This is a genomic window from Streptomyces sp. P17 (genome assembly GCF_032436805.1).
GTDB lineage: Bacteria > Actinomycetota > Actinomycetes > Streptomycetales > Streptomycetaceae > Streptomyces.
In genome coordinates, this window is record NZ_JAVRBF010000013.1 from 112498 (window position 1) to 134106 (window position 21609).

The window sequence follows — 21609 nt, forward strand, 5'->3', positions numbered from 1 at the left end:
AAGCGAAAATTGGTGCGCACGTCAAGGGTTTGGGGTTTCACCTATGGTCGAGTGCAACGGTGGGTGCCCGTGGGGCCACGTACTGTGCTGGCACGCGGTGCCGAAAGCGGCCGGTGCAAGGAGGACTTGATGACCGGACCGGACGTACGCGTCGAAGCGCAATCGCTCGACCCCCTGCCGCCCGGCGGACATGCCGTCTGCCTCGGCCGGCTGGACGAGTGGGCGGTGGCGTCCGCGCGTGAACCCGTCGTCCGGGCACGGTCGTCGGGCTCCCGGTTGCTGCTGCGCCATGCGGTGGCCGCGGCCGACGGCACGCACCCCCACCGAGTCGTCGTGGGCCGCGACGGCCATGGGCGGCCGGTCCTGCATGCTCCCCAGGGGCTGGACGTCAGCATCAGTCACACGGCCGACGTGCTCGTGGTCGGCGTGGCCCGCGGCCGCCGTATCGGGGTGGACGTGGAGGCGTGGGACCGCCCCCTGATGGCGCGCGGGCTCGCCGAGAAGTTCTGCCACCCCGAGGAACTGGCGGAGCTGCGCGAACTGCCGCCCGCCGAACGCAATGCGGCGCTGGTACGGCTGTGGACGCTCAAGGAGGCGTACACGAAGGCGCTCGGCGTCGGGCTGGCGTACGACTTCTCACAACTGCGCCCCCGGCCCGCCCCGGGGACCGGCTGGTGGCTGGATCGCGCCGCACCCGGTTGGCGCCTGCGCTGCGACCGCGTCCTGGACCGATACGCCGTCGCCCGCGCGCTGGGACCTGACGGACCGTGACCGGCACCGCCGCAATCGAGTCAGCCATGTTTCGATACACCGTTGACTCGATTGCTCGCCGGGTCTAGCGTCGAGGCCACACGGCACCAGTACGGCACTCAGCTCACGTTCACCCTCTTCTTGCCGAGGAGCGGAAACCGTGGCAACTCAGCCTCGCCGCAAGCACCCTGACCAAGCGTCGCCCACCGCGCACCCGCACCGCTGGCGGGTGCTGGCGGTGCTCCTGGTCGGCCTGCTGCTCGTAGTCCTGGACACCTCGATCCTCAATGTGGCCCTGAAGGCCCTGGCGGAGCCCGCGCCCGACGGCCTCGGTGCCTCACCGGGCGATCTGCAGTGGTCGATCGACTCCTACACCCTCGTCTTCGCGGCCCTGCTGTTCACCACCGGCGCGCTCGCCGACCGCTGGGGACGCAAACGCGTCCTGCTGGCCGGTCTTTTGGTCTTCGGCGTCTGCTCCCTGTGGTCCGCCTACGCCCGCAGCGCCGACGAACTGATCGTCGCGCGGGCCGGGTTGGGGATCGGCGCCGCCCTGGTGCTGCCGGCCACCCTGGCGATCATCATGGCCGTCTTCCCGCCCGCCGAGCGCGCCAAGGCCATCGGTCTGTGGGCGGGTGCCGCAGGCCTCGCCGTCGCGCTCGGTCCGATCACCGGCGGCGCGCTGCTCGAACACTTCTGGTGGGGCTCGGTGTTCCTGGTCAACCTGCCCGTCGTGGTGATCGGTGCCGCCGCCGTGCTCGTGGTCGTCCCCGAGTCCAAGGACCCCGGCCGCGGCGGCCTCGACCCGCTCGGCGCCGTGCTGTCCGTCGCCGGGCTCACGGCACTGGTGTACGGCGTGATCCGGGGCGGAGAGTCGGACAACTGGGCGGAGCCGGTGGTGTGGGGGCCGATGCTCGGCGGTCTGCTGGTGCTGGGCCTGTTCGCGCTGTGGGAGCACCGCACCGAACGCCCCGCGCTGGACCTCGCCCTGTTCACCGTCCGCCGCTTCTCGGCCGCCGTGACCGTGATCGGCCTGGTCTTCTTCGCCCTGCTCGGCGCCACCTTCTTCCTGGTGTTCTATCTGCAGAGCGTGCGCGGCTGGACACCGCTTCAGGCCGGGTGCCTGCTGCTGCCCCTGGCCCTGGCCCAGTTGGCCTGCTCGGCACCGGCCACGCTCCTGGCCAGGCGGATCGGCTCCGGGCCGGTGTGCGCCACCGGCATGCTGCTGACCTCACTCGCCTTTCTCGCCGTGGCCGGGATCGACGAGCGGACCGAGGTGTGGGTGATCGAGTCCGTGCTGTTCGTCATGGGCATCGGCATCGCCTGTGTGATGCCGCCCGCGACCTCGGCCGCCATGTCCGCCGTCTCCCAGGACCGGGCGGGCACCGGCTCGGCGGTCACCACCACCTTCCGGCAGGTGGGCGGCGCCCTCGGCGTCGCCGTCCTCGGCTCGGTGCTCTCCGTCGCCTACCGCTCCCGCATCGAGGACCACGTGACGCCGCTGCCCGCACCGGTCCGTGACACGGCGGAGGAGTCCATCGCCGGCGCCCTCACCGTCGCGGAGGAGCTGGGTCCGCGCGGTGCGCCGCTCGCCGGACAGGCCGTCGACGCGTTCGTCTCGGCCATGCACCTCACGGCCCTCGTCGCCGCCGGCGTCACCTTCCTCGGCGCCCTGGTCAGCTTGCTGTTCCTGCCTGCCCGTACGGCCGCCGGAGCGCCCGACGGCCAGGAGGCGCCCACGCGAGAAGTCCACACCACGGAGGTCTGATGCCTATGCCGCCCGCCGACCGAGCTGCGGCCGCCCCGGGGCCCTCACCCCGGGGCGGCCGTCAGCGCGACCCCGCCGCCGACCAGGCGATCCTTGACAGCACCCTGGGTCTGCTCAGTGAGGGGTGCAGCTTCGGCGACCTGTCCATGGACCTGGTCGCCCAGCGCGCGGGCGTCGCCCGGGCCACCATCTACCGGCGCTGGCGCAACAAGGAAGAGCTGGTGCTGGCCGCGCTGGGCAGCCTCGACCTGCCTGTGCCGCCGCTGGACGGACTCAGCCTGCGAGACCGTCTGGTGACCCTCGTCGACCAGCTCCGCCACCGTGGTCAGGACACCAATCTGCACCGGCTGATCGGCAGTCTGCTCGGTGAGGCGGTACGCCGCCCGCAGCTGGTGGAGCAATTCGAGAACACGGTCGTCGCCGCCCGGCACGAGGCACTGCTGCATGTGCTGCGAGACGGCATCACCGGCGGTGAGCTGCGGGCCGACCTCGACCTGGACGACGCGATCGAGATGCTCACCGGACCGATGGCCGCCCGCCTGATCCTGCGCCAACGCCCCGTGGAATCCGTGGTGTTCGCCGAGCGCATCGTCGACACGTTCCTGAACGGAACCCGCACGGTCCGTGCCGGGACAAGCCCGGGCACGACGTCCGAGCACCTCCCACAACCAGAGGAGCCGCTGCCATGAAATTCCTGTTCGACGACCCCGCCTTCGACTACCAGGCCTTACGCGCCGCCGGCTATGCCGACTACGGCGGAGCACAGCTCGGTGAGGTCGTCGCGGTCGCCTCCCGGATCCCCGGCGGAGACACCGACGCCTGGCGGCACGCGTGGACGTCGCTCGCCGAACGCGTCCACGCCCTGGCCGGCGCGGCACGCGAAGAGGGCCGCACCGTCGACGCCCGGACCGCGCTGCTGCGGGCGCACAACTACTACCGGACCGCCGAGTTCTTCGAGCGCGACGATCCGCGGGGGGCGGAGGCCCTACGGCTCATGCGCCTGTCCCGGGAGACCTTCGCCGACGCCGCGGAACTCATGGAGCGGCCACCGCAGTTCCTGCGCATCCCGTACGAGGACACCTCACTGCCCGCCTATCTCTACCGGGTGGACGACTCCGACGAGCCCCGGCCGACGATCATCCACCACGGGGGGCTCGACTCCACGGTCGAGGAGGGCTACTTCTTCGTGGCCGCGGCGGCCCTCGCCCAGGGCTGGAACTGTCTGTGTTTCGAGGGGCCCGGACAGGGCTCCGTCGTGCGCGACCAGGGACTGGTCTTCCGGCCCGACTGGGAGAAGGTCGTCACCCCGGTGGTGGACCACGCGCTGTCCCTGCCCGGCGTGGACCCCGACCGCCTGGCGCTGGTCGGCACCAGCCTCGGCGGGCTGCTCGCGGTGCGGGCGGCCGCGTTCGAGCACCGGCTGGCCGGCTGCGTCGCCCATGACGCGGTCTGGCAGCTGGGCGACGTCGTTCCGCTGCCGCCGTTCGTGCTGGACTGGGTCGAGCAGGGACACGACGACTTCGCCAACCCGGTCATGTGGGGGATCGCCGCCCAGCAGACCTTCACCCGCTGGCTGCTGCGGCACGCCCTGTGGACCTTCGGCGTCGACACCCCGGCCGGGCTGTTGCGCCGGCTGCCCGCGTTCGGTCTGTCGGAGGTCATCGGCAAGGTGCGCTGTCCCGTGCTCGTCATGGACGCGGAAGAGGATCTGTTCTTCGCCGGCCTGGAACACGCGAAGAAGGTCTACACAGGACTGAACTCGCCCAAGACGCTTCAGGTGTTCACCGCGGACGAGGGCGGCGGGGCGCACTGCCACTCGGGTGCCATGCGGCTCTTCCACGACCGGCTCTTCTCGTGGCTGACGCAGACCCTCGGGACGGGACGGGCGGTCCCGGTCTGACCGTCGGCACAGCAGGCGTACGATGCCCGGTCCGCTCGTCCGCGGGCCGGGCAGTTCGCGGGACACGATTCATGGCCGATTCAATTCGGGCGGCCGAATTTCATTCCCATAGCTCGTATCCGGGCGGGCCGAGTTCTATTGTCCTTAATAACCGTGTAACGGGGAGGGGGTGGCATCGAAGGGGGAGCTAGCATATGCTTCACGCAACTAGTGGCGATATTGCCGACTATGTGGCGTCCCAGACCTGAGGGCGGACGGGGGAACCAGAATCAGTTGAATGCGTACCCACGCATTCTGGGGGGTTTGCTGTGGCCCTGTCCTCTGTACAGGCTGACCAGCCACTGCGCTACGACCTGCTTGGGCGCCTGCGGGTGTCCCGGGGCGGTACAGACCTGACACCTGAGGCACCCAAGCTCGCCAAACTGCTCGCCCTGCTCCTGATCAGGGCGGGTGAGCCGGCGGCCGGCGAGAAACTCGTGGCGGAACTGTGGGAGCAGGACCCGCCGCGCTGCGCGTTCGCCAGTCTGCGGGTGTACATCTCGCAGCTGCGAAAAATTCTGAGCAGTCCGAGTGGTATGTCACCCATCATCACAACGCCCCTCGGATACATTCTCGACACGACGGGGACGGTGATGGATCTCCACGAATTCGAGCTGCTCTACACCCGTGGCCGGGAACGGTATGTGGCGGCTGATTTCCCGCATGCGGCCGAACTTCTCCGCCGGGCGCTGTCGCTGTGGCGAGGCCCTGTTCTGGAGGGCATTCCCGGCTCGCTGGTCATCGATTCGTTCACCGCCGTCCAGGACGAGAAACGGCTGAATTGCACCGAACTGAGGATGCACGCGGCGCTGGCTCTCGGCTGCCATCACGAGATGATCGAGGAACTGCGCGGCCTGGTCGTCCAGCACCCGCTGCGGGAGCCCTTCCACCACCAGCTGATGGTCGCCCTCTACCGGGCGAACCGCCAGGGCGACGCCCTGGCGGTGTACCGCAGCGCCCGCCGGGTGCTCAGAGAGGAACTGGGAGTCGAGCCGGGCCCGTCACTGCGCCTCGCCCATGAGGCGATCCTGCGGGCGGACCCGGAGCGGCTGGAGGCCGCCGGGGTCATTCCGGCCCTGCGCTGAGCGGGTATGTGGCCTGGATGAGTCGTCCTGGGTCCGTTTGTGGCCGCCGGACGGAGAGGGAGCCCGGCGCCGAGGAGCCCTCGGTAGGGCACGAGTTCGGGTGTGTCGCTGAACGGGTGGCGGAGGCGGCCGGGGACCTCCATCCCCGGCCGGTCACCGCGCCCTTGGTCAGCGTGGGGGATCGGATCGGAGGGTATCCGGGGTGACGCCATCGGCCTTGGCCGCGTCGGCAAGGGCCGCGGCAGCGGCTTTCTCGGCCTGAGCCTTGTCGTCGGCGGCCTGGGCGGCGCTGTCGTCCGAGGGCTTTTCCCGGGTCGCCGGCGACTGTGGCAGTACCTCGCTGAACGCGCGGGACACGTCCTGGAGCGCGGCGGTCACCTCGCTGGGAATCACCCAGAACGTACTTCCCGAGTTCTGCGCGATCTGGGGCAGCATCTGGAGGTACTGGTAGGCGAGCAACTTGGGGTCCGGGTCGTTGCGGTGCACGGCCTGGAACACCTCGTCGATGGCTCGGGACTGCCCCTCGGCCTGGAGGATCGCAGCGGTACGGTTGCCCTCCGCGCGCAGGACGGCGGCCTGCTTGTCGCCCTCGGCGGTGAGAATCTGTGACTGGCGTTGCCCCTCGGCCCCGAGAATCGCGGCCCGCTTGTCCCGTTCGGCCCGCATCTGCTTCTGCATGGCGTCCTTGATGGACTGGGGAGGGTCGATGGCCTTGATCTCCACCCGGTTGACCCGCAGCCCCCACTTGCCGGTGGCCTCGTCCAGCACGCCGCGCAGCTGGCTGTTGATGGTGTCCCGTGAGGTGAGGGTCTTCTCCAGGTCCATGGACCCCACGACGTTGCGCAACGTCGTGACGGTGAGCTGCTCGACTGCTTGCAGGAAATTCGCGATCTCGTAGAAGGCCGCTCGGGGGTCGGTGACCTGGAAATACAGCACGGTGTCGATTTCGACGACCAGATTGTCTTCGGTGATGACCGGCTGCGGTTTGAACGAGACGACCTGTTCCCGCAGGTCGATCACCGGATGAACGCGGTCGATGTAAGGGATGACGAGGCTGAGGCCGGGAGTCAGGGTCCGGTGATAGCGACCGAGCCGCTCGACATTGCGAGCGCGTGCCTGGGGCACGATACGGACCGCCCGTATCACGGTGAAAACCGCGATCAGCGCGACGATGAGTCCGGCGATGAGCAATGCGTCCATGGTTTCAGTCCCGTGGGTAGACGATCGCGGTGGCGCCGTTGATCTCTATGACGTCGACGGTCTTGCCGGCGGGAATCACCAGCGTCTCGTCGTAGGCGCGGGCCGTCCACTCCTCACCGTCGATCCGGACCCGGCCGTCCCGGCCCGTCACCTCGGAGATGACGTAGGCACCCCTGCCGACCAGCGCATCTATACCGAATCGCTCGGTTTGAGGCTGGAGCACATGGCGCAACGCAATGGGGCGCACGAAGACCACGGTGACCGTGGAGACGAGGGCGAACACCAGGAACTGGAAGGGCAGCGGCAGCCCGATCGCGGCGGACCCCGCCGTGACCAACGCGGCCACGCTCAGCATTCCGAGCGCAGCAGTCAGGGTGAAGATCTCCACCCCAGCCAACACAGCTGCGGTGATCAACCAGATCAGCCATGGATCCATTGCGTGCCTCTTCTGGCCGATGCCTTGGACGGAAGGGCTTGACTCTCTCCATTGGACCCCGATACGGGCAGCCGGCGATACCCCCAGGACAGGAATCCCCGCCGCCGACGTGCCTGATCAGCCGCGTGCCGTCACCAAGGCCGGGCCGACGGAGTGGGTGCGGGCGAGGACCAGCCGGCCACAGGCGATCTCGACGACCCCGTCCAACGGTCGCCGCCTTCGTGCTCGCAGGCCTCGTCGATGCCGTACCTGTCCCAGGCGGGGAACGGGTCGGCGGACGGGCGGCTCTCGCCGGGGGGTCATCAGGCAGCCGGCGAGGGCCGCCTGGAGTGCCGTCGCGTCCAACTGGGTGCCGATGAAGAACAGTTCCCGGGCGTGCGGGCTCCCGAAGCCCCACAACCGCCCGGGGTGAAGGGGGAGTTCGGAGCGGAACACCGTGGACGAGATCTCCTACTCCTCCGTCTGGTGCCGCGGGACATCTTCCGCTCGGGGATGGCCATGATGTACCTCCTCGGGGAGGATCCCGCAGGTCAGCGCCGTGAGCGGACCCGCGCGTCCTTCGGCGGGTCGATGAACTGCAGCTCCAGCGTCACCGGCGGCTCCGCCACCCCCGGCCCGCCCGCCGCCACCCAGCGCACGACCTCGTCGGTGCTGTCGTCGTCCGTGGCGAACCCGATCCATGTCGGCCGCCCACCCGCCCGCCGGCCCGCGGCCGAGGGGCCGACGACGATGACGTTGGCCTGGTCGCAGGGGCCGAGGCAGTCGGTCGTACGGATCCGGAAACCGTGCTCCGCGGCTGCCGCGCGCAACAGCTCCAGCTGGCCCTCGTGGTCGGTGCCGGGGTGCTTGCGGGCGCTGCCGCAGCAGCAGCCCCTGCAGACGACGAGCGAGCAGGCGGAGCCGGTCAGGGGAGTGCGGGGCGTCGAAGGCATGACAGAAGTGTGAGGCCTGCGGCGTTCGCCCTGATCACCGGGCCGCCCGCTGCGTAGAGTTGACGCCGTGACCGACAGCAGCAAACGCCCGCTCGCCGTGTTCGACCTCGACAACACCCTCGCCGACACCGCCCACCGGCAGCGGTTCCTTGAGTCCAAGCCCCGTGACTGGGATGCCTTCTTCGCCGCCGCGCCCGCCGACCCGCCGCTCGCGGAGGGCATCGCGCTGGTGCTGGCCAGCGCCGAGGAGTGCGAGGTCATCTACCTGACCGGGCGGCCCGAGCGCTGCCGGCGCGACACGCTGGAGTGGCTCGCCGCCCAGGGGCTGCCCGAAGGGCGCGTCTACATGCGCCGCAACGACGACCGCAGGCCCGCCCGGCGCACCAAGCTGGAGACCCTCCGCCGTCTCGCCAGGACCCGGGAGATCCGGGTCCTGGTGGACGACGACGAGCTGGTGTGCGAGGACGCCGAACGGGCCGGGTTCACCGTCGTACGGGCGAAGTGGACCGCCCCCTCCGCGGCGCTGAAGACGGCGCAGGAGCGGGAGGGGCGGACCTGAGGTTCCGGCCTCTCAGTCGGTGTCCTCCAGGCGGAAGCCGACCTTCATGGTCACCTGCCAGTGCGCGATCTGCCCGTTGTCGAGCTGGCCACGCACCTCGGTCACCTCGAACCAGTCCAGGTTCCGCAGGGTCTGCGAGGCCCGCTCGATACCGTTGCGGATGGCCTGGTCCACCCCCTCGGGCGAAGTGCCGACGATATCCGTGACCCGGTACGTGTGGTTCGACATCTGGGTGCTCCTCTCACACGCGTTACTCCACCGTGCCCCAAGGCGGGACATCACGCGAGCCGTCCGTCACCGCGCCACGCTCAGTGACAGCGCGAACCGGCCCTCGCCGTCCGTCCACCAGTGGGCCAGCTCCAGCCCCGCAGCGGACAGTTCGGCGCGCACACCCTCCTTCCGGAACTTCGCCGACACCTCGGTGTACAGCTCCTCCCCGGCCGCGAAGTCGACGGCGAGGTCCAGCGCGGGCACCTTCACGGTCTGTGCGGTACGGGCCCGCAGCCGCATCTCGATCCACTCGTTCCCGGCGTCCCACAGCGCCACATGGTCGAAGGCGCCGGGATCGAAGTCGGCGCCCAGCTCACGGTTGACGACGGCCAGAACGTTTTTGTTGAACGCGGCTGTCACCCCGGCCGCGTCGTCGTACGCCCTGACCAGTACCTTCTCGTCCTTGACCAGGTCGGTGCCGAGGAGGAGCGCGTCGCCGGGTGACAGCAGATGCCGCACTCCGGCGAGGAAGGCGGCGCGCTCGGCGGGCAGCAGGTTGCCGATCGTGCCGCCGAGGAACGCCACCAGCCGGGGGCCCGGGGTGTCGGGCAGCGTGAGTCCGCCGGTGAAGTCGGCGATCAGCGCGTGTACGTCCAGGCCGGGCCGTTCCTCGATGAGGGCCTGCCCGGCCTGGGTGAGGGCGCTGTCGCTGACGTCGACGGGGACGTACGTGTGCAGTTCGGTGAGCGCGTCGATGAGGTACCGGGTCTTCTCCGAGGAGCCGGAGCCCAGTTCCACCAGGGTGCGGGCGTGTGTGGCCGCGGCGATGTCGCCTGCGCGGGAGATGAGGATCTCCCGTTCGGCGCGCGTCGGGTAGTACTCGGGCAACTGAGTGATCTGCTCGAACAGTTCGCTGCCGTGGGCGTCGTAGAACCACTTCGGCGGAAGTGTCTTCGGGGTGCGGGTCAGGCCGTGCAGGACGTCGGCGCGCAGGGCGGCCTCCGTGGCGTCCTCGGGCAGTTGGCGGGTGAGGAGGAACGGGCTCACGTGCGGGGCTCCTTGGAGGGTGCGGGTGCCGAGGCCTCGCCCGGCTCCTTCAGGGGAGTGAGAATGACGTCCGTGCCCTTCGCGACGAGGAGCGTGCGGTCCGGGACCTCGTGCCAGAGCGGATCGTCGTCGTACGGTTCGGAGGCCACGACCGTGCCGTGGCCGGGTGTCGTGAGGTACCACAGCGTGTCGCCCCAGGCGGTCGCCGTGATGCTGCCGCCGCTGGTCAACAGCAGGTTGAGGCGCGCGCCCGGCGCCGCCTCGGCGACCTCGCGGACCGTGTCGGCGAGCGCCTGGCCCTCGTCGTCCCCGGCGCGCAGCCGGGCCAGGACCAGTGCCCAGACGAACGCCGAGTCGTTGCGGGCCTCCAGCGACAGCAGATCCGTCGCGGACAGGGTCCGGGCGAGCGGTGCCAGGGAGTCGGGCCAGCCCGGCACGGCGCCGTTGTGGCTGAACAACCATGTACCGGAGGCGAAGGGCGCCGCCGCGGCCTCCGCGTCCGCCCCGGAGAGCGTCGCGTCGCGTACGGCCGCCAGCAGGGAGGTCGTCCGTACGACGCGGGCGAGATCGGCGAAGGACAGGTCCGCCCAGATCGGCCCGGCCCGCCGGTAACGGGCGGGCACCGGCTCACCGGCAGCGTACCAACCGACGCCGAATCCATCGGCGTTGACCGTGCCGTACCGCTGCTGTCTGGGTGCCCAGGACTGGCGGTACAGGCCGTGCGGGGGCTGCACGAGGTATCTGCCGAGCGGCTCCTCGGGCCCCAGATACGCCAGGTGACGGCACATCAGACGGACTCCGAGCGGGCCGTGCGGAACCCGGAGAAGATCTGCCGGCGGATCGGGTAGTCCCAGTTGCGGAACGTGCCCCGGCAGGCCACCGCGTCCACGGCGAACGCTCCGCCCCGCAGCACCTTGTACTCCGGCCCGAAGAACACCTCCGAGTACTCCTTGTACGGGAACGCCACGAACCCCGGGTAGGGCAGGAAGTCGCTCGCCGTCCACTCCCACACGTCGCCGATCAACTGGCGTACACCGAGCGGAGATTCGCCCTCGGGGTAGCTGCCGACGGGGGCCGGGCGCAGATGGCGCTGGCCGAGGTTGGCGTGCTCGGGGGAGGGGTCGGCGTCGCCCCAGGGGTAGCGTGTGGAGCGGTCGCCGGCCGGGTCGTGGCGGGCGGCCTTCTCCCACTCGGCCTCGGTGGGCAGCCGGCGTCCGGCCCAGCGGGCGTAGGCGTCGGCCTCGTACCAACTCACGTGCAGCACGGGCTCGTTCGGCGGCACGACCTCGGTCACCCCGAACCGGCGGCGCAGCCACTGCTTGCCGTCGCGGTGCCAGAACAGCGGCGCGTGGATGGAGTGCTGCCGGATGTGGGCCCACCCCGCCGGGGCCCACCAGCGCTCGTCCTCGTAGCCGCCGTCCTCGATGAACGCCTGGTAGGCGCCGTTGGAGACGGGTGTGGTGTCGATGTGGAAGGACGCCACCTCGCGCCGGTGCGCCGGGCGTTCGTTGTCCAGCGCCCACGGCTCGTCCGAGGTGCCCATGGTGAACGGGCCACCGGGGACCAGGACTTCGGCAGGGCCGGTGAACAGCGGGGCCGGTTCCGGGTCAGGGGCGGTCAGGGCCTGGGGGCCCTTACGGAGCTGATGGGTGATCAGCATCGTCTCGTCATGCTGCTGTTCGTGCTGGGCGATCATCCCGAAGGCGAAGCCCGCCTCGGTCAGCCGGGTCCCGTGGAACGCGGTGCTCTCCAGCAGGTCCAGCACCCGTCCGCGCACCTCGGCGGCGTAGAGCCGGGCCTCGGAGGGCGGCAGCAGCGGCAGGGTGGGGCGCTCGGAGCGCGGATGCTCGAAGGCGTCGTAGAGGCTGTCGATCTCGGGGCGCATGGCCTCCCGGCCCGCGACGGCCCGCAGCAGCCACTGCTCCTCCTGGTTGCCGATGTGCGCCAGGTCCCACACCAGCGGCGACATCAGTGGGGAGTGCTGCGCGGTGAGGTCCGGGTCCTCGACACAGCTGGTGAGCAGGGTGGTGCGGTCCCGGGCGGTGACGAGGGTCGTCAGGGCCCGCTCCCGCAGCGCCTCGGTCTCGGTCATGTGCGGATGTCCTTCCCGTGCAGGCGGTCGAGCAGGTCGTCGGCGGGACAGCGGCCCCGGGCGATGTACCGGTCCCGGTAGGCCGCTACGGCTTCCGTGACCTCGGGGGTGGCGCCCATCCTCGGCAGTGCCTCCAGCGCGGCGGCGAAGCAGATGACGGCCGCCTCGTGCAGCTCGGGGTCGGACAGGCCGTGCCGGGCCGCGTCGGTCCACAGCGGGTTGTGCGGCGCGGGCATCGGCAGCGACCGCTCGGCCAGCGGCTTCACCGCGCGGTAGGCGGTCTCGGTGGCCTGCGCGTCGTCGAACAGGGCGGCCGTCACGGCGAGCGGGACGATCCAGCCGTCCTCGCCCGGCTGCGCGTCGATCATGCGCAGTTCGAGATGGCCGCGCGGTCTGACCGGCGGGAACAGCGTCGTCAGGTGATAGCCGAGGTCCTCCTCGGTGGGCGGTCTCGGCACCGCCGATCTGGTCCACTCCCGGAAGGTGAGCCCCTCCGGGACCTCCCACGGTCCGCTGTCCTGGCGGACGCACATCACCGGCGCTTCCAGGACGTGCCGGGCCCACGCGGCGCGCGGATCGCCGTCCAGCGGGGGAGCGCCCGCCCGGCCCTCGCCGATCTCCATCCACAGCAGCTGGCGGGTGGAGCGCCAGCCGGTGGGTTCGTTCCCGGCGAGGGGGGAGTTGGCGAAGGCCGCCACCAGGACCGCGCCGAGCTGGTGGGCGAGCCACCAGCGCCGCACATGACCCAAGGGGCCCGGCTCCTCGTGACCGGCGTCGAGGCAGACCTGGACGGAGGCCGAGGTGCACATCATGGCGCGGCCGGCCGGACCTCTGCGGTCCAGGCAGGCCTCCATGGCGTCGTAGCGGGGTTCGCGCAGATAGCGGCGCGGTTCGTGCCAGGGATCATGGCCGATGCCGACCAGCCCGAGACCGTGCACGCGCAAGGTCGCGCGGACGGCGTCGAGGTCGGCGGAGACGGTACCGATGCACTCCATCAGGGAGGCGGCGGGCGGCGAGCTCAGTTCCAGCTGGCCGCCGGGCTCTATGGTGAGCGCCGACCTCAGGGGCACGGTCCGCAGGGCGGCGTAGGCCGCTCGCAGTCGTTCGGGTGTGACGGGGAGCTGCGGGCTGCGCAGCTCATGGACGAGCCATTCCACCTCGACACCGAGGGTGCGGGGTGGGCCGGTCTTGAAGCAGATACCACGGACCAGGGCCTCGACCTCGGCCTCGGAGACCGAGGTGCGGGGCCTGGTACAGCCACTCGGTGAAGAGCTGCTGGACGAATCTGGCATTATCGGAACCCTCCTGATATTCCACCATGCCACCGGCCCGGCATTTCGGGTGGGCCGGGACGGCACACTCGTCCCACCCAAGACGCTGAACCGGCTCCGCACAAGGGCGCATCCCGGGATGTTCCGGATCAGTCACATCCAGTTCCCGCCCGTTTTCGGAGGCGTTCGCGGACCCAGAAACTCTGTTGCACCACCTATGGAGCATCGCCCACGATGCCTGCATGAGCACGACGGGGGAACACGCCCGGCGCGCGCTCAAGGCGCTCACGGGGGTGGCGCCTTGAGCGCGCGCCTGCGGGGCATCGCACAGCAGACGGAACAGATCGTGGCTGCGGGTTTCTACGGCGCCTCCGACGGCCACGAAGTGTCCATCGCGGTGGCGGTGTCAGCCGCCCGGCAGGGGACGCGCATGTACGGGCCTGCTCCGGTCCCGGTGCCGCCGGCGCCTTCCCTGGATACGTTCTTCGAGGTCACGGGCGAGAGCAGCCTGGAGGCGGCGCGCAGGCTCGGCGCCGGGACGGCCGTACTGAACTTCTCCTCGGCCCGCAACCCCGGCGGCGGCTACCTCAACGGCGCGCAGGCCCAGGAGGAGGCCCTGTGCCGCGCCTCAGCGCTCTACACCTGCCTGATCGAGATCCGCGAGTTCTACGACCACCACCGGGCGCACCGCGACCCCTTCTACACGGACCGTGTCATCCACTCGCCGGCCGTACCCGTCTTCCGCGACGACCGCGGCCGCCTGCTGGACTCGCCGTACACGGCCGGCTTCCTGACCTCCGCGGCACCGAACGCGGGAGTCGTCAGACGTACGGCACCGCAGCGCGCCGCGGAACTCCCGCGGGCCCTCGCTGTCCGCGCCGAGCGGGTGCTGGAGGTGGCCGCGGTGCACGGCTACCGGCGGCTGGTGCTGGGAGCGTGGGGCTGCGGGGTGTTCCAGAACGACCCGGCGCAGGTGGCGGGGGCGTTCCGCGCGCTGCTCGGGCCGGGGGGACGGTTCGCGGGCCGGTTCGAGCACGTGGTGTTCGGAATCCTGGACCGTACGCCGGGGGCCGCGACTCGGGCGGCTTTCGAACAGGCGTTTACGGGAGCGCCCCGTTAGGGGCGCGGGGAACTGCGCGACCAGCCACGGACGGCCCGCACTTCTACTTCCAGCCGTATCGCATCCGCAACCGGTGCACAACGGAGTGGAACCGCATACGGTCCAGCGCGCACGCCTCGCGCCGCATACCGCGCTCGTGCAGCCGCAGCACCCGGTCGACATCGACCCAGGAGTCCCGCCCGGACCGGTCCCAGGGCCCGTGCCCGATCGGCACCCACTCCCTGTCCCCGTCATGCCGCTTGCTGGACAACTGCACGGCAAGGAACGTCCCGCCCGGCTCCCGGGCCACAACCAGCACGGGCCGGTCCTTGCCCCGCCCGTCGTTCTCCTCGTACGGCACCCAAGTCCACACGATCTCCCCGGGATCCGGGTCACCGTCGTGCGCGGGCGAGTACTCGGTGCGCACCCGGCCCACCTCGCGGGGGTCGGCCTCGACGGTGGCGAAGGGGCCCTGGCGGCCGGGGATGTTCTCTTCGGTCTCTTCGGTGGACGCAGTCACGGGGATCACGTTAGAGCGTGTCCTCGGACGAACCGACGCCGGGCACCCCGCCGTTGGCCTACACGGCCGAGACGACCTGCTCCGGCGGCCAGGCCTCGTGCCAGCGCAGCTCCGCCTCCACCTGGGCGGCGAGCGACACCAGGAGAGGTTCGCTGTGGGACGGTCCGAGGAGTTGGGCGCCGACGGGCAGCCCGCCCTCGACGAACCCGGCCGGGACGTTGACGCCGGGCCAGCCCAGCACGTTCCACGGCCAGGCGAAGGGGCAGGCGGCGATCATCGCGCGGTCGGTGGCGAGCCCGCCGAGCCCCAGCATCGCGCCGATACGCGGCGGGGGAGCGGCCGTGGTGGGGGCGAGCATGACGTCGTACGACTCGAAGAACGTGCCGATACGGCGGTGCAGTACGGCTTCGGCGCGCCGGGCCGCCCGCAGGGGTGCCCCGCCGAGCAGCCGTCCCAGGCGGGCGGCGTCCAGGGTGCGCCGGTCGAGGAGGGCCGGGAAGGGCGACTCGGTCACCCACTCGGCGATCCCGACGGTCGCCCGCGGCACGAAGGTCAGCCCGATCTGCCCGTACGGCGGATCGGCCTCCTCGACAGTGTGCCCCAACGCGGCGAGCTTCTCGGCGAGTTGGACGACCTTCGCACGGACCTCGGGCTGGAGCCGGGCAGGCAGTGCGGTGAAGGGCGGCTTGAGGGAGAGGGCGATGCGCAGCCGCCCCGGCTCGCGTCCCACGGCCGCCGAGGCGTCGACGGTGGGCGGCCGGTGCGGGTCGTTGTCGTGGTTGCCGCTCGCCGCGTCCAGCAGCAGGGCCGCGTCGGCGACCGTACGGGCCAGGGTGCCGTTGACCGTGATGCCCTGGAAGGACTCGCCGCGCGGCCAGGTCGAGATCCGGCCGCGCTGCGGCTTGATACCGACGAGGTTGGTCCAGGAGGCGGGGATCCGCACCGATCCGGCACCGTCCGAGCCGAGGGCGGCTGGGACGAGCCCGGCGGCAACGGCGGCGGCGGAACCACCCGACGAACCGCCCGGGGTGTGCTCGGTGTTCCACGGATTGCGGGTCTCCCCGAAGGCCGGGCCCTCGGTGAACGGCCACTGGCCGAGCTCGCAGGTATTGGTCTTGCCGACGATCACGGCCCCGGCAGCGCGCAGCCGCCGTACTGCCTCACCGTCCTCGGCGACCGGCGGGAACTCCCCGCGGCAGCCGAACGCGGTGGGCTCGCCCGCGACATCCATGTCGTCCTTGACGGCCACCGGCACTCCGAGAAGTGGCCGACGGTTTCCGGCGGCGAGTTCCTTGTCCGCCGCGTCCGCCTCGGCGAGCGCCGCCTCGGCCCGGACGATCCGGAAGGCGTTCAGCGACCCCTGCGTCGCCTCGATGCGCGCGAGCGCCTGTTCGACCAGCGCCCGGGACGTCACCTCCCCGTCGGCCAGCGCACGGGCGGACTCCGCCAGGCCTGCGGAACGGTCGAACGTCATGCGGGACACCTCCGGTGACGGCGTTGTCTACCGAACAGTAACCTCCAGGGCCCCCGGGATGGAACGACTTCGGAGCGAGCCGGAGTTGCCTGCATGCTGCAGCTTCCCGGGTCGTGCACGAACCATTGACGCACCCACGCCCCACCCCTACCTTCTGATCGACTTCCCGAACTGAGTTCGGAATGTCGAACACTTCGTGCGCCATGTGTCATGTGCTCATGTGTCATGTGTCAGAGGGAGAGCCGCCCATGACCGCAGGACCCCCCACCCCGTCTCGCCGCACCCTGCTGCGCGCGATGACCGCCGTACCCGCCTCCGCACTGCTGCTGTCCGAGGCGCCGGCCTTCGCCGCCGCGCCACCCAGTGGCTCCGCCACCCGCTACACGATCGTGCCGTTCCTCAACAGCAACGACGGCACGGTGAACGTCTACCAGTCGGACGACGCGACAGACTTCCGCCTGCTGAAGTCCTCCGCCTACACCCCGCCCAGCAACCGCATCCGCGACGCCAGCGTCATCAGACACACCGACGGCTACTACTACGCCACATACACAACACACACCTGGCAGGACACCAGCACCACGATCGGCTTCGCACGCAGCGCCGACCGCCTCAACTGGACCTTCCTCTACGACTATCCGGTCCCGATCACGAACCTCTCCCGCGCCTGGGCACCGGAGTTCTTCGTCGACAGCGACGGCAGCGTGAACATCATCGTGTCCTGCTCGACGACGAACGACGAGTGGATCTTCACGCCGTACCGACTGAGGGCGACCAACTCCGCGCTGACGGCGTGGAGTTCACCGGTGGCCCTGTCGGGCATCGGAGCCAACCACATCGACACCTTCATCGTGAAGCTCGGCTCGACGTACCACGCCTTCACCAAGAACGAGACGACGAAGTACATCGAGTACGGCACGGCGCCGAACCTGACGGGTCCTTATACGATCTCCCGGACCGGCAACTGGGCCGGCTGGGGCAGCTACCGCGAGGGCCCGGCGCTGATCCAACTCGACAACGGCGCCTGGCGCCTGTTCTTCGACGGCTACGGCGACGGCCGTTACTACTACAGCGACAGCTACGACACCTTCGCGACATGGTCGGCCCCGACGGCACTCCCCGCGATCTCCGGGACGGCACGGCACTTCACGGTGGTGAAGGAGACGGTGTCGGGCGGCCCGAGCCTGCCCCGCAACGCCACCCGCTCCTTCCAGTCGGCCAACTACCCGACGCGCTACTGGCAACAGCAGTCGTCCCTGCTCAACCTCCCGGTGGTGAGCGCCTCCAGCACGGCGGCGGAAAAGCAGGCCTCCACCTTCACAGTCACCGCCGGCCTGGCCGACGCCAGCGCCTATTCCTTCCGCGACGCCTCCGGCAACTACCTCCGCCACTGGGACTTCCGCGCCCGCTTCGACACGAACAACGGCACGACGACGTTCGCGCGGGACGCGACGTTCATCGCGCGGACGGGAACGGGGGCGGGTTCGGTGCGCTTCGAGTCGTACAACTACCCGGGGTATTACCTGCGGCACTACGGCTACCAGCTGCGGGTGGAGCGCTCGGACGGGACGGAGTTGTTCCGGCAGGACAGCTCGTTCACTCCAGTGGCAGCCTGGGCCTGACCTGCACCTGCGCTGACCAAGGAAGGCGCGCTGGCGCCTGCGGATCACTTCCCTCCACTTCCTTGGATTTCCCGGGAGCTCCCGGCCAGGTGGGCAATAGATGTGCGCTGATCTTGCTGGCTGGGCTGTGTCGCTCGGCTGGTGGTGTGTCAATTTAACGGCTGATCTTGGTTGTTGAGGTGTCAGTTGTTGCTCGGGGTCAGGCGGCCTTCGAAGGCGATCTGGAAGGCGTTCAAGGGCGCCTTCCAGCGCATGGTCCACCGCTTGCGGCCCTTCCCCGTCGGGTCCAGGCTCATCAGCGCCATGTAGACGCACTTGAGGGCGGCGGCCTCGTTGGGGAAGTGGCTCTCCTCGACCGGGCGTGACTCCGGCGACTACTACGGGCACTCCGTCACCGCCAGCCGTACTGGGACGGTGATCCCACGTTCGTCTCTGACACACGATCAGCGCGGCCCAGGCGCCCCATTCATCTCCTTCAATGCCCTCGCTGGGCATCGCTCCCGCCGCGAAGGTTGACCAGGGCGAACCAGTACGTCCCCGGTCACGACGGGCACCGGTTTCAGGTGCCGTTCCGGGCGCAGTAAATTGCTGCCGCTGGAGATTGGGGTTCAGGCAGTCAAGCTTTCGCCATACCGCGCGGGTCCCCCGGCGCACCGCCCCAGGCACCTGGGCTCGGTCGCCGGTTTCCTGGCATGCTCTTGTCCCCTTCACCTTTCGGATCCAGGTCAGCCATCGGACCCAGCAGACCTCCCTTCGAGTCTGTCCCGCCTGCGGCGGGGATGTGTCAAAGCGCCTCGTGGCGCACTGGTTGGCTTTGATCACCGCGATGTAGTGGGCGTTCTTGGTCTCGACCAGCCAGGTGACGTTCGCCTGGACCGAGTGCAGCGCGTCAAAGGTAGGCGCCGACCGCCCGGTCCAGGGCATCACCGTCGACAGCCTGGAGGACACGCCCGATCGTGGTCCGTGAGGGAGTCCTGCGCCACTGGAGCGGATGACGGCGCACGCCGACGGCCGCCAGCAGGGCGTCCGAGGCCCGCTCCGCCCACTCGGCGAGTTCGTCGACGCTCCTCGCTCCCGAGACGGCCGCACAGGCACATATGAGGAGGATGGCGGTCAGCGGGTACCAACGGCCCTGCCGCGCACGCGGGTCGGGCACCAGCTCCAGGCAGGGGCGCAGGTCAGCGATCCGGCCGCCGTCCAGCGGACCCAGCTTCACCCGCACTGCGGGGATAGGGGAGGATGCAGCGGCAGGCACGGGCCACCTCATGATCGTTGAGCTTCGACACCCCAATGATCACGAAGCGCGTGCCTGCTCCGCTATGCACCCCAACCGGCCCCAGCCCGACCCAGCCGCACGACTCCGGAACTTGACCAAGCCCTGGTGGTGAAGACGGAATGGGTGCTCACAATCGGGCGGATGTCAACGTAGTGCCCGATGTGATCTTACCGGCTGGCTCCCCCCTCAGAGTGACCTTGCCTGAATGAACCGTGTCCAGACGATCCACTTCTCTTCCATACCACTCGATCTTTTCCAGGATGAGAGGCAAAGGAGTAACCCCCTCTGCCTCCTGTGGCATCTCGGCAAGGAATTCCAGGCCCAGAGCGGCCGTCCCCTCGATGCATCGCACGACACACACCGCCGTGTGTGGCGCCGGGGCGGGAAGGACCTCCAGAACGCTGAGTACTGTCTTCTCAGGCACGTTTGTGTGCCTCCTCAACAAATCGCGCAATCTGTTCGGGTGAAAGTTTCGGGATGTCGTATTCGAGCAGAGGATCAATATCCTCGTTTCTGACTCTCCTTGGTACGTTGACTCCCATCTCCGAGAGAATATCTCGCGCAACGGCGGAAGGAACTTGTACGGAGGCGCGAGACGAGAGTTCAGCCGGATCAACGGGCCATTCGGCTTCGCGCACAATGTAGCCCTCATGTACGGGGACCCCCTGCAGCGCACGGCGCGGATAGACCTCTACGACAGCCTCGCCGAACCTCTCAGCCTGAGTCGCGAACACGGTTGCGACCCCGGGGTCGGAGGACGTGGGCGTAATGCCGTGCCGCTGCACGCCGGGGCTTCCTTCGCCCACCGACACGGCGTACGACAGCAGCCCACGCACCGCGGTCAGCACCCCGTTCTCTTTGTCGTTGGGACCGGGGTGATCGAATGCGGCACCGGCATCCTGTGCGTCGCAGGCGCGCCTGGTAACGCGACACCTTCCTGGATCCCGAAGCTGCGCGAGTGAGTACCCGGTGGCCGTCCCCGCTGTACCGACGGCTATCTCCGGCTGTCGGCCAGCTCGTATATCTGCCCGAGCACCGAGCGGGGCGCCTAGACCAAGGTAATCTCAACAATTCACAGGAGTATCAACAAGTCGACCACGTCGTCATCAATTCCGGTGGACGTATAATTGGGCGTGACGGCAATCCCGTATCGGGCGACATTAAGTCCAACGCCTACGATGCCCACATACCGCTCAGCTCAGTGACTGGCTGAAGTGGAAGAATTGGAACTCCCCTCACACGCTCCACCGGCCGACCTGTTCTGTCGCGGGATCAGCGGGCCTTGTGGCGCATCTCCCGGGGGCTCACCCCGAAGCGCCGGTGGAAGGCCGTGCTCATGGCGCTGGCCGAGGAGAAGCCCGAGGCGTACGCCAGGTCCGTGATCGTCATGTGTGTGCAGTCGGTGCACAGGAGGCGTTCGCGGACCAGGCGGAGGCGCTCCTCGCGGATCAGGTCGCGGGGCGTGGTGCCCACGTGCTGGAGCGCGAGCTGGATCTGGCGCAGGGACCAGCCGAGGGCGCGGGCCATGGAGTTGCCGGACAGGCCGGGGTCGGCCGCGTGATCGCGCACGTACCGGCGGACCATCGCCTCGACCTCGGTCAGCTGCCCCGGTGGGCCGGGACGGTCGTCGCCGCAGGCGAGCATGCGGAGCAGCTCGACTACGCGGTCGCATACGGCGTCGAACTGCGGGGTGGTGAGATGGTCGCGCTCCTCGTTCAGGCTGCGCATCACGGAATGCACCACCCGGCCAAGCCCCTTGGTGAGATCGAGTCCGGTGGCCAGCGGCGCCTTCCGGTTCAGCGGGCCGTCGATCTCCTGGGCCGGGATCGACATGATGACTCCGCGCAGGGACGCCCCGTGCCGGAGCTCGAAGGGCGCGCCCAGGGTGAAGAGGCTGCCCATGCCCGGCGTCAGCCGCACCTCCTGGTCGTCCTGCCGTAGCCGCAGTTCGCCGGAGAGCGGGAAGAGGAGCCGGTAGTCGGGGTCCGGCATCTGGCGGATCAGGCCCGGTGTGCGGACGTACTCGATCTGGTCGCTGTGCCAGGTGACGACCTGGTACGTGTCGCTGCGCTGCCGGATCATCTCGCCGCGGAAGACCTCGGCCCGGGGGTACTTGTAGTCCATCCGGGTCTGGTATGTGCCGACGCGCTCACTCCACAGATCGGTCTGCTCGCCTGCCGCGACCTCGGCGGTCCTCGTCGTCTCCACGACGTAGCTTCCCGTGGGCAACGCATCCCCTCCCGACGGCTGTCACCCGCGCAGACTAGGGACCAGCAATCGGTTTCCGGAACTCGTGCCCGCCGCATTGGCCTATGCCGGTGACAGGCCTGGC

The 21609-nt window shown here is 69.7% G+C and carries 21 protein-coding genes and 2 pseudogenes; 8 read left to right on the forward strand and 15 right to left on the reverse strand.

What is annotated here, in order from left to right; genetic code table 11:
* The first annotated feature begins 129 nt into the window (after positions 1-129).
* The 5 genes from RMT89_RS11180 (at position 130) to RMT89_RS11200 (ending at position 5539) form a co-directional block, all read left to right on the forward strand.
* Positions 130-771: a 4'-phosphopantetheinyl transferase superfamily protein gene (locus RMT89_RS11180; protein WP_315883668.1), complete on the forward strand. Its 642-nt coding sequence runs from the start codon at positions 130-132 to the stop codon at positions 769-771.
* Between the two features lie 139 nt (positions 772-910).
* Positions 911-2515, forward strand: coding sequence for an MFS transporter (locus RMT89_RS11185; RefSeq protein WP_315883669.1), 1605 nt, complete (start codon positions 911-913; stop codon positions 2513-2515).
* Positions 2515-3204 carry a TetR/AcrR family transcriptional regulator gene (locus RMT89_RS11190; protein ID WP_315883670.1) on the forward strand — a complete coding sequence of 230 codons (690 nt, stop codon included), beginning with the start codon at positions 2515-2517 and terminating at the stop codon, positions 3202-3204. The genes RMT89_RS11185 and RMT89_RS11190 overlap by 1 nt, the downstream gene beginning before the upstream one ends.
* Entirely contained in the window at positions 3201-4415 is a 1215-nt protein-coding gene (locus tag RMT89_RS11195) for an alpha/beta fold hydrolase (RefSeq protein WP_315883671.1), read from the forward strand. Before RMT89_RS11190 ends, RMT89_RS11195 begins: the two co-directional genes overlap by 4 nt.
* Positions 4416-4723: 308 nt before the next feature.
* Positions 4724-5539 carry an AfsR/SARP family transcriptional regulator gene (locus RMT89_RS11200; RefSeq protein ID WP_315883672.1) on the forward strand — a complete coding sequence of 272 codons (816 nt, stop codon included), beginning with the start codon at positions 4724-4726 and terminating at the stop codon, positions 5537-5539.
* A gap of 168 nt (positions 5540-5707) precedes the next feature.
* On the opposite strand, the gene RMT89_RS11205 is transcribed toward RMT89_RS11200, so the two are convergent.
* The 4 genes and pseudogenes from RMT89_RS11205 to RMT89_RS11220 all read right to left on the reverse strand — a co-directional run bounded on the left by RMT89_RS11205 (position 5708) and on the right by RMT89_RS11220 (position 8107).
* Entirely contained in the window at positions 5708-6739 is a 1032-nt protein-coding gene (locus tag RMT89_RS11205) for an SPFH domain-containing protein (RefSeq protein WP_315883673.1), read from the reverse strand.
* A 4-nt stretch (positions 6740-6743) separates the two neighbouring features.
* Entirely contained in the window at positions 6744-7175 is a 432-nt protein-coding gene (locus tag RMT89_RS11210) for an NfeD family protein (RefSeq protein WP_315883674.1), read from the reverse strand.
* 131 nt (positions 7176-7306) lie between these two features.
* Positions 7307-7640, reverse strand: a pseudogene (locus tag RMT89_RS11215) (hypothetical protein); the annotation flags it as partial.
* Positions 7641-7705: 65 nt separating this feature from the next.
* Positions 7706-8107 carry a (2Fe-2S) ferredoxin domain-containing protein gene (locus tag RMT89_RS11220; protein WP_315883675.1) on the reverse strand — a complete coding sequence of 134 codons (402 nt, stop codon included), beginning with the start codon at positions 8105-8107 and terminating at the stop codon, positions 7706-7708.
* 67 nt (positions 8108-8174) lie between these two features.
* On the opposite strand from RMT89_RS11220, the gene RMT89_RS11225 reads away from it, so the two are divergent.
* Positions 8175-8666 carry an HAD family acid phosphatase gene (locus RMT89_RS11225; protein ID WP_315883676.1) on the forward strand — a complete coding sequence of 164 codons (492 nt, stop codon included), beginning with the start codon at positions 8175-8177 and terminating at the stop codon, positions 8664-8666.
* A 12-nt stretch (positions 8667-8678) separates the two neighbouring features.
* On the opposite strand, the gene RMT89_RS11230 is transcribed toward RMT89_RS11225, so the two are convergent.
* The 5 genes from RMT89_RS11230 to egtA form a co-directional block, all read right to left on the reverse strand.
* Entirely contained in the window at positions 8679-8894 is a 216-nt protein-coding gene (locus RMT89_RS11230; protein WP_315883677.1) for a dodecin, read from the reverse strand.
* A gap of 66 nt (positions 8895-8960) precedes the next feature.
* Positions 8961-9923: an L-histidine N(alpha)-methyltransferase gene (gene egtD, locus RMT89_RS11235; protein WP_315883678.1), complete on the reverse strand. Its 963-nt coding sequence runs from the start codon at positions 9921-9923 to the stop codon at positions 8961-8963.
* Positions 9920-10711: an ergothioneine biosynthesis protein EgtC gene (egtC, locus tag RMT89_RS11240; RefSeq protein WP_315883679.1), complete on the reverse strand. Its 792-nt coding sequence runs from the start codon at positions 10709-10711 to the stop codon at positions 9920-9922. Before egtC ends, egtD begins: the two co-directional genes overlap by 4 nt.
* Positions 10711-12015, reverse strand: a complete 1305-nt coding sequence (egtB, locus tag RMT89_RS11245) for an ergothioneine biosynthesis protein EgtB (RefSeq protein WP_315883680.1) — start codon at positions 12013-12015, stop codon at positions 10711-10713. The genes egtC and egtB overlap by 1 nt, the downstream gene beginning before the upstream one ends.
* On the reverse strand, positions 12012-13307 hold the full coding sequence (egtA, locus tag RMT89_RS11250) for an ergothioneine biosynthesis glutamate--cysteine ligase EgtA (protein ID WP_315883681.1): 1296 nt from the start codon (positions 13305-13307) through the stop codon (positions 12012-12014). Before egtA ends, egtB begins: the two co-directional genes overlap by 4 nt.
* A gap of 280 nt (positions 13308-13587) precedes the next feature.
* Between egtA and RMT89_RS11255 the strand changes: the two genes are divergently transcribed.
* The gene (locus RMT89_RS11255) at positions 13588-14406 is read left to right on the forward strand and encodes a TIGR02452 family protein (protein ID WP_315883682.1); all 819 of its coding nucleotides are present in this window, start codon (positions 13588-13590) and stop codon (positions 14404-14406) included.
* Between the two features lie 43 nt (positions 14407-14449).
* Here the strand turns inward: RMT89_RS11255 and RMT89_RS11260 are convergent, their stop codons facing one another.
* Positions 14450-14914 (reverse strand): type II toxin-antitoxin system PemK/MazF family toxin, encoded by a 465-nt coding sequence (locus RMT89_RS11260; RefSeq protein ID WP_315883683.1) that lies wholly within the window; start codon positions 14912-14914, stop codon positions 14450-14452.
* A gap of 49 nt (positions 14915-14963) precedes the next feature.
* Complete coding sequence (locus RMT89_RS11265; RefSeq protein WP_315883684.1) at positions 14964-16379, reverse strand: amidase; 1416 nt, start codon at positions 16377-16379, stop codon at positions 14964-14966.
* A 248-nt stretch (positions 16380-16627) separates the two neighbouring features.
* Between RMT89_RS11265 and RMT89_RS11270 the strand changes: the two genes are divergently transcribed.
* A complete protein-coding gene (locus RMT89_RS11270) occupies positions 16628-18001 on the forward strand; it encodes a glycoside hydrolase family 43 protein (RefSeq protein WP_315883685.1) in 1374 nt (457 codons plus the stop codon).
* Between the two features lie 182 nt (positions 18002-18183).
* Here the strand turns inward: RMT89_RS11270 and RMT89_RS11275 are convergent.
* The 4 genes and pseudogenes from RMT89_RS11275 to RMT89_RS11290 all read right to left on the reverse strand — a co-directional run.
* A pseudogene (locus tag RMT89_RS11275) lies at positions 18184-18345 on the reverse strand (IS256 family transposase); the annotation flags it as partial.
* 545 nt (positions 18346-18890) lie between these two features.
* The gene (locus tag RMT89_RS11280) at positions 18891-19256 is read right to left on the reverse strand and encodes a transposase family protein (RefSeq protein ID WP_315883686.1); all 366 of its coding nucleotides are present in this window, start codon (positions 19254-19256) and stop codon (positions 18891-18893) included.
* 437 nt (positions 19257-19693) lie between these two features.
* Positions 19694-20125, reverse strand: a complete 432-nt coding sequence (locus RMT89_RS11285) for a hypothetical protein (protein ID WP_315883687.1) — start codon at positions 20123-20125, stop codon at positions 19694-19696.
* Positions 20126-20549: 424 nt separating this feature from the next.
* Positions 20550-21506, reverse strand: a complete 957-nt coding sequence (locus RMT89_RS11290; RefSeq protein WP_315883688.1) for a helix-turn-helix domain-containing protein — start codon at positions 21504-21506, stop codon at positions 20550-20552.
* Positions 21507-21609 lie beyond the last annotated feature (103 nt).

Coding starts and splice junctions, on each gene's coding strand:
- RMT89_RS11230 (WP_315883677.1), bottom strand. CDS start 8,894: ATGTCGAACCACACGTACCGGGTCACGGATATCGTCGGCACTTCGCCC.
- egtA (WP_315883681.1), bottom strand. CDS start 13,307: ATGCCAGATTCGTCCAGCAGCTCTTCACCGAGTGGCTGTACCAGGCCC.
- RMT89_RS11180 (WP_315883668.1), top strand. CDS start 130: ATGACCGGACCGGACGTACGCGTCGAAGCGCAATCGCTCGACCCCCTG.
- RMT89_RS11265 (WP_315883684.1), bottom strand. CDS start 16,379: ATGACGTTCGACCGTTCCGCAGGCCTGGCGGAGTCCGCCCGTGCGCTG.
- egtB (WP_315883680.1), bottom strand. CDS start 12,015: ATGACCGAGACCGAGGCGCTGCGGGAGCGGGCCCTGACGACCCTCGTC.
- RMT89_RS11270 (WP_315883685.1), top strand. CDS start 16,628: ATGACCGCAGGACCCCCCACCCCGTCTCGCCGCACCCTGCTGCGCGCG.
- RMT89_RS11205 (WP_315883673.1), bottom strand. CDS start 6,739: ATGGACGCATTGCTCATCGCCGGACTCATCGTCGCGCTGATCGCGGTT.
- RMT89_RS11195 (WP_315883671.1), top strand. CDS start 3,201: ATGAAATTCCTGTTCGACGACCCCGCCTTCGACTACCAGGCCTTACGC.
- egtC (WP_315883679.1), bottom strand. CDS start 10,711: ATGTGCCGTCACCTGGCGTATCTGGGGCCCGAGGAGCCGCTCGGCAGA.
- RMT89_RS11220 (WP_315883675.1), bottom strand. CDS start 8,107: ATGCCTTCGACGCCCCGCACTCCCCTGACCGGCTCCGCCTGCTCGCTC.
- RMT89_RS11190 (WP_315883670.1), top strand. CDS start 2,515: ATGCCTATGCCGCCCGCCGACCGAGCTGCGGCCGCCCCGGGGCCCTCA.
- RMT89_RS11210 (WP_315883674.1), bottom strand. CDS start 7,175: ATGGATCCATGGCTGATCTGGTTGATCACCGCAGCTGTGTTGGCTGGG.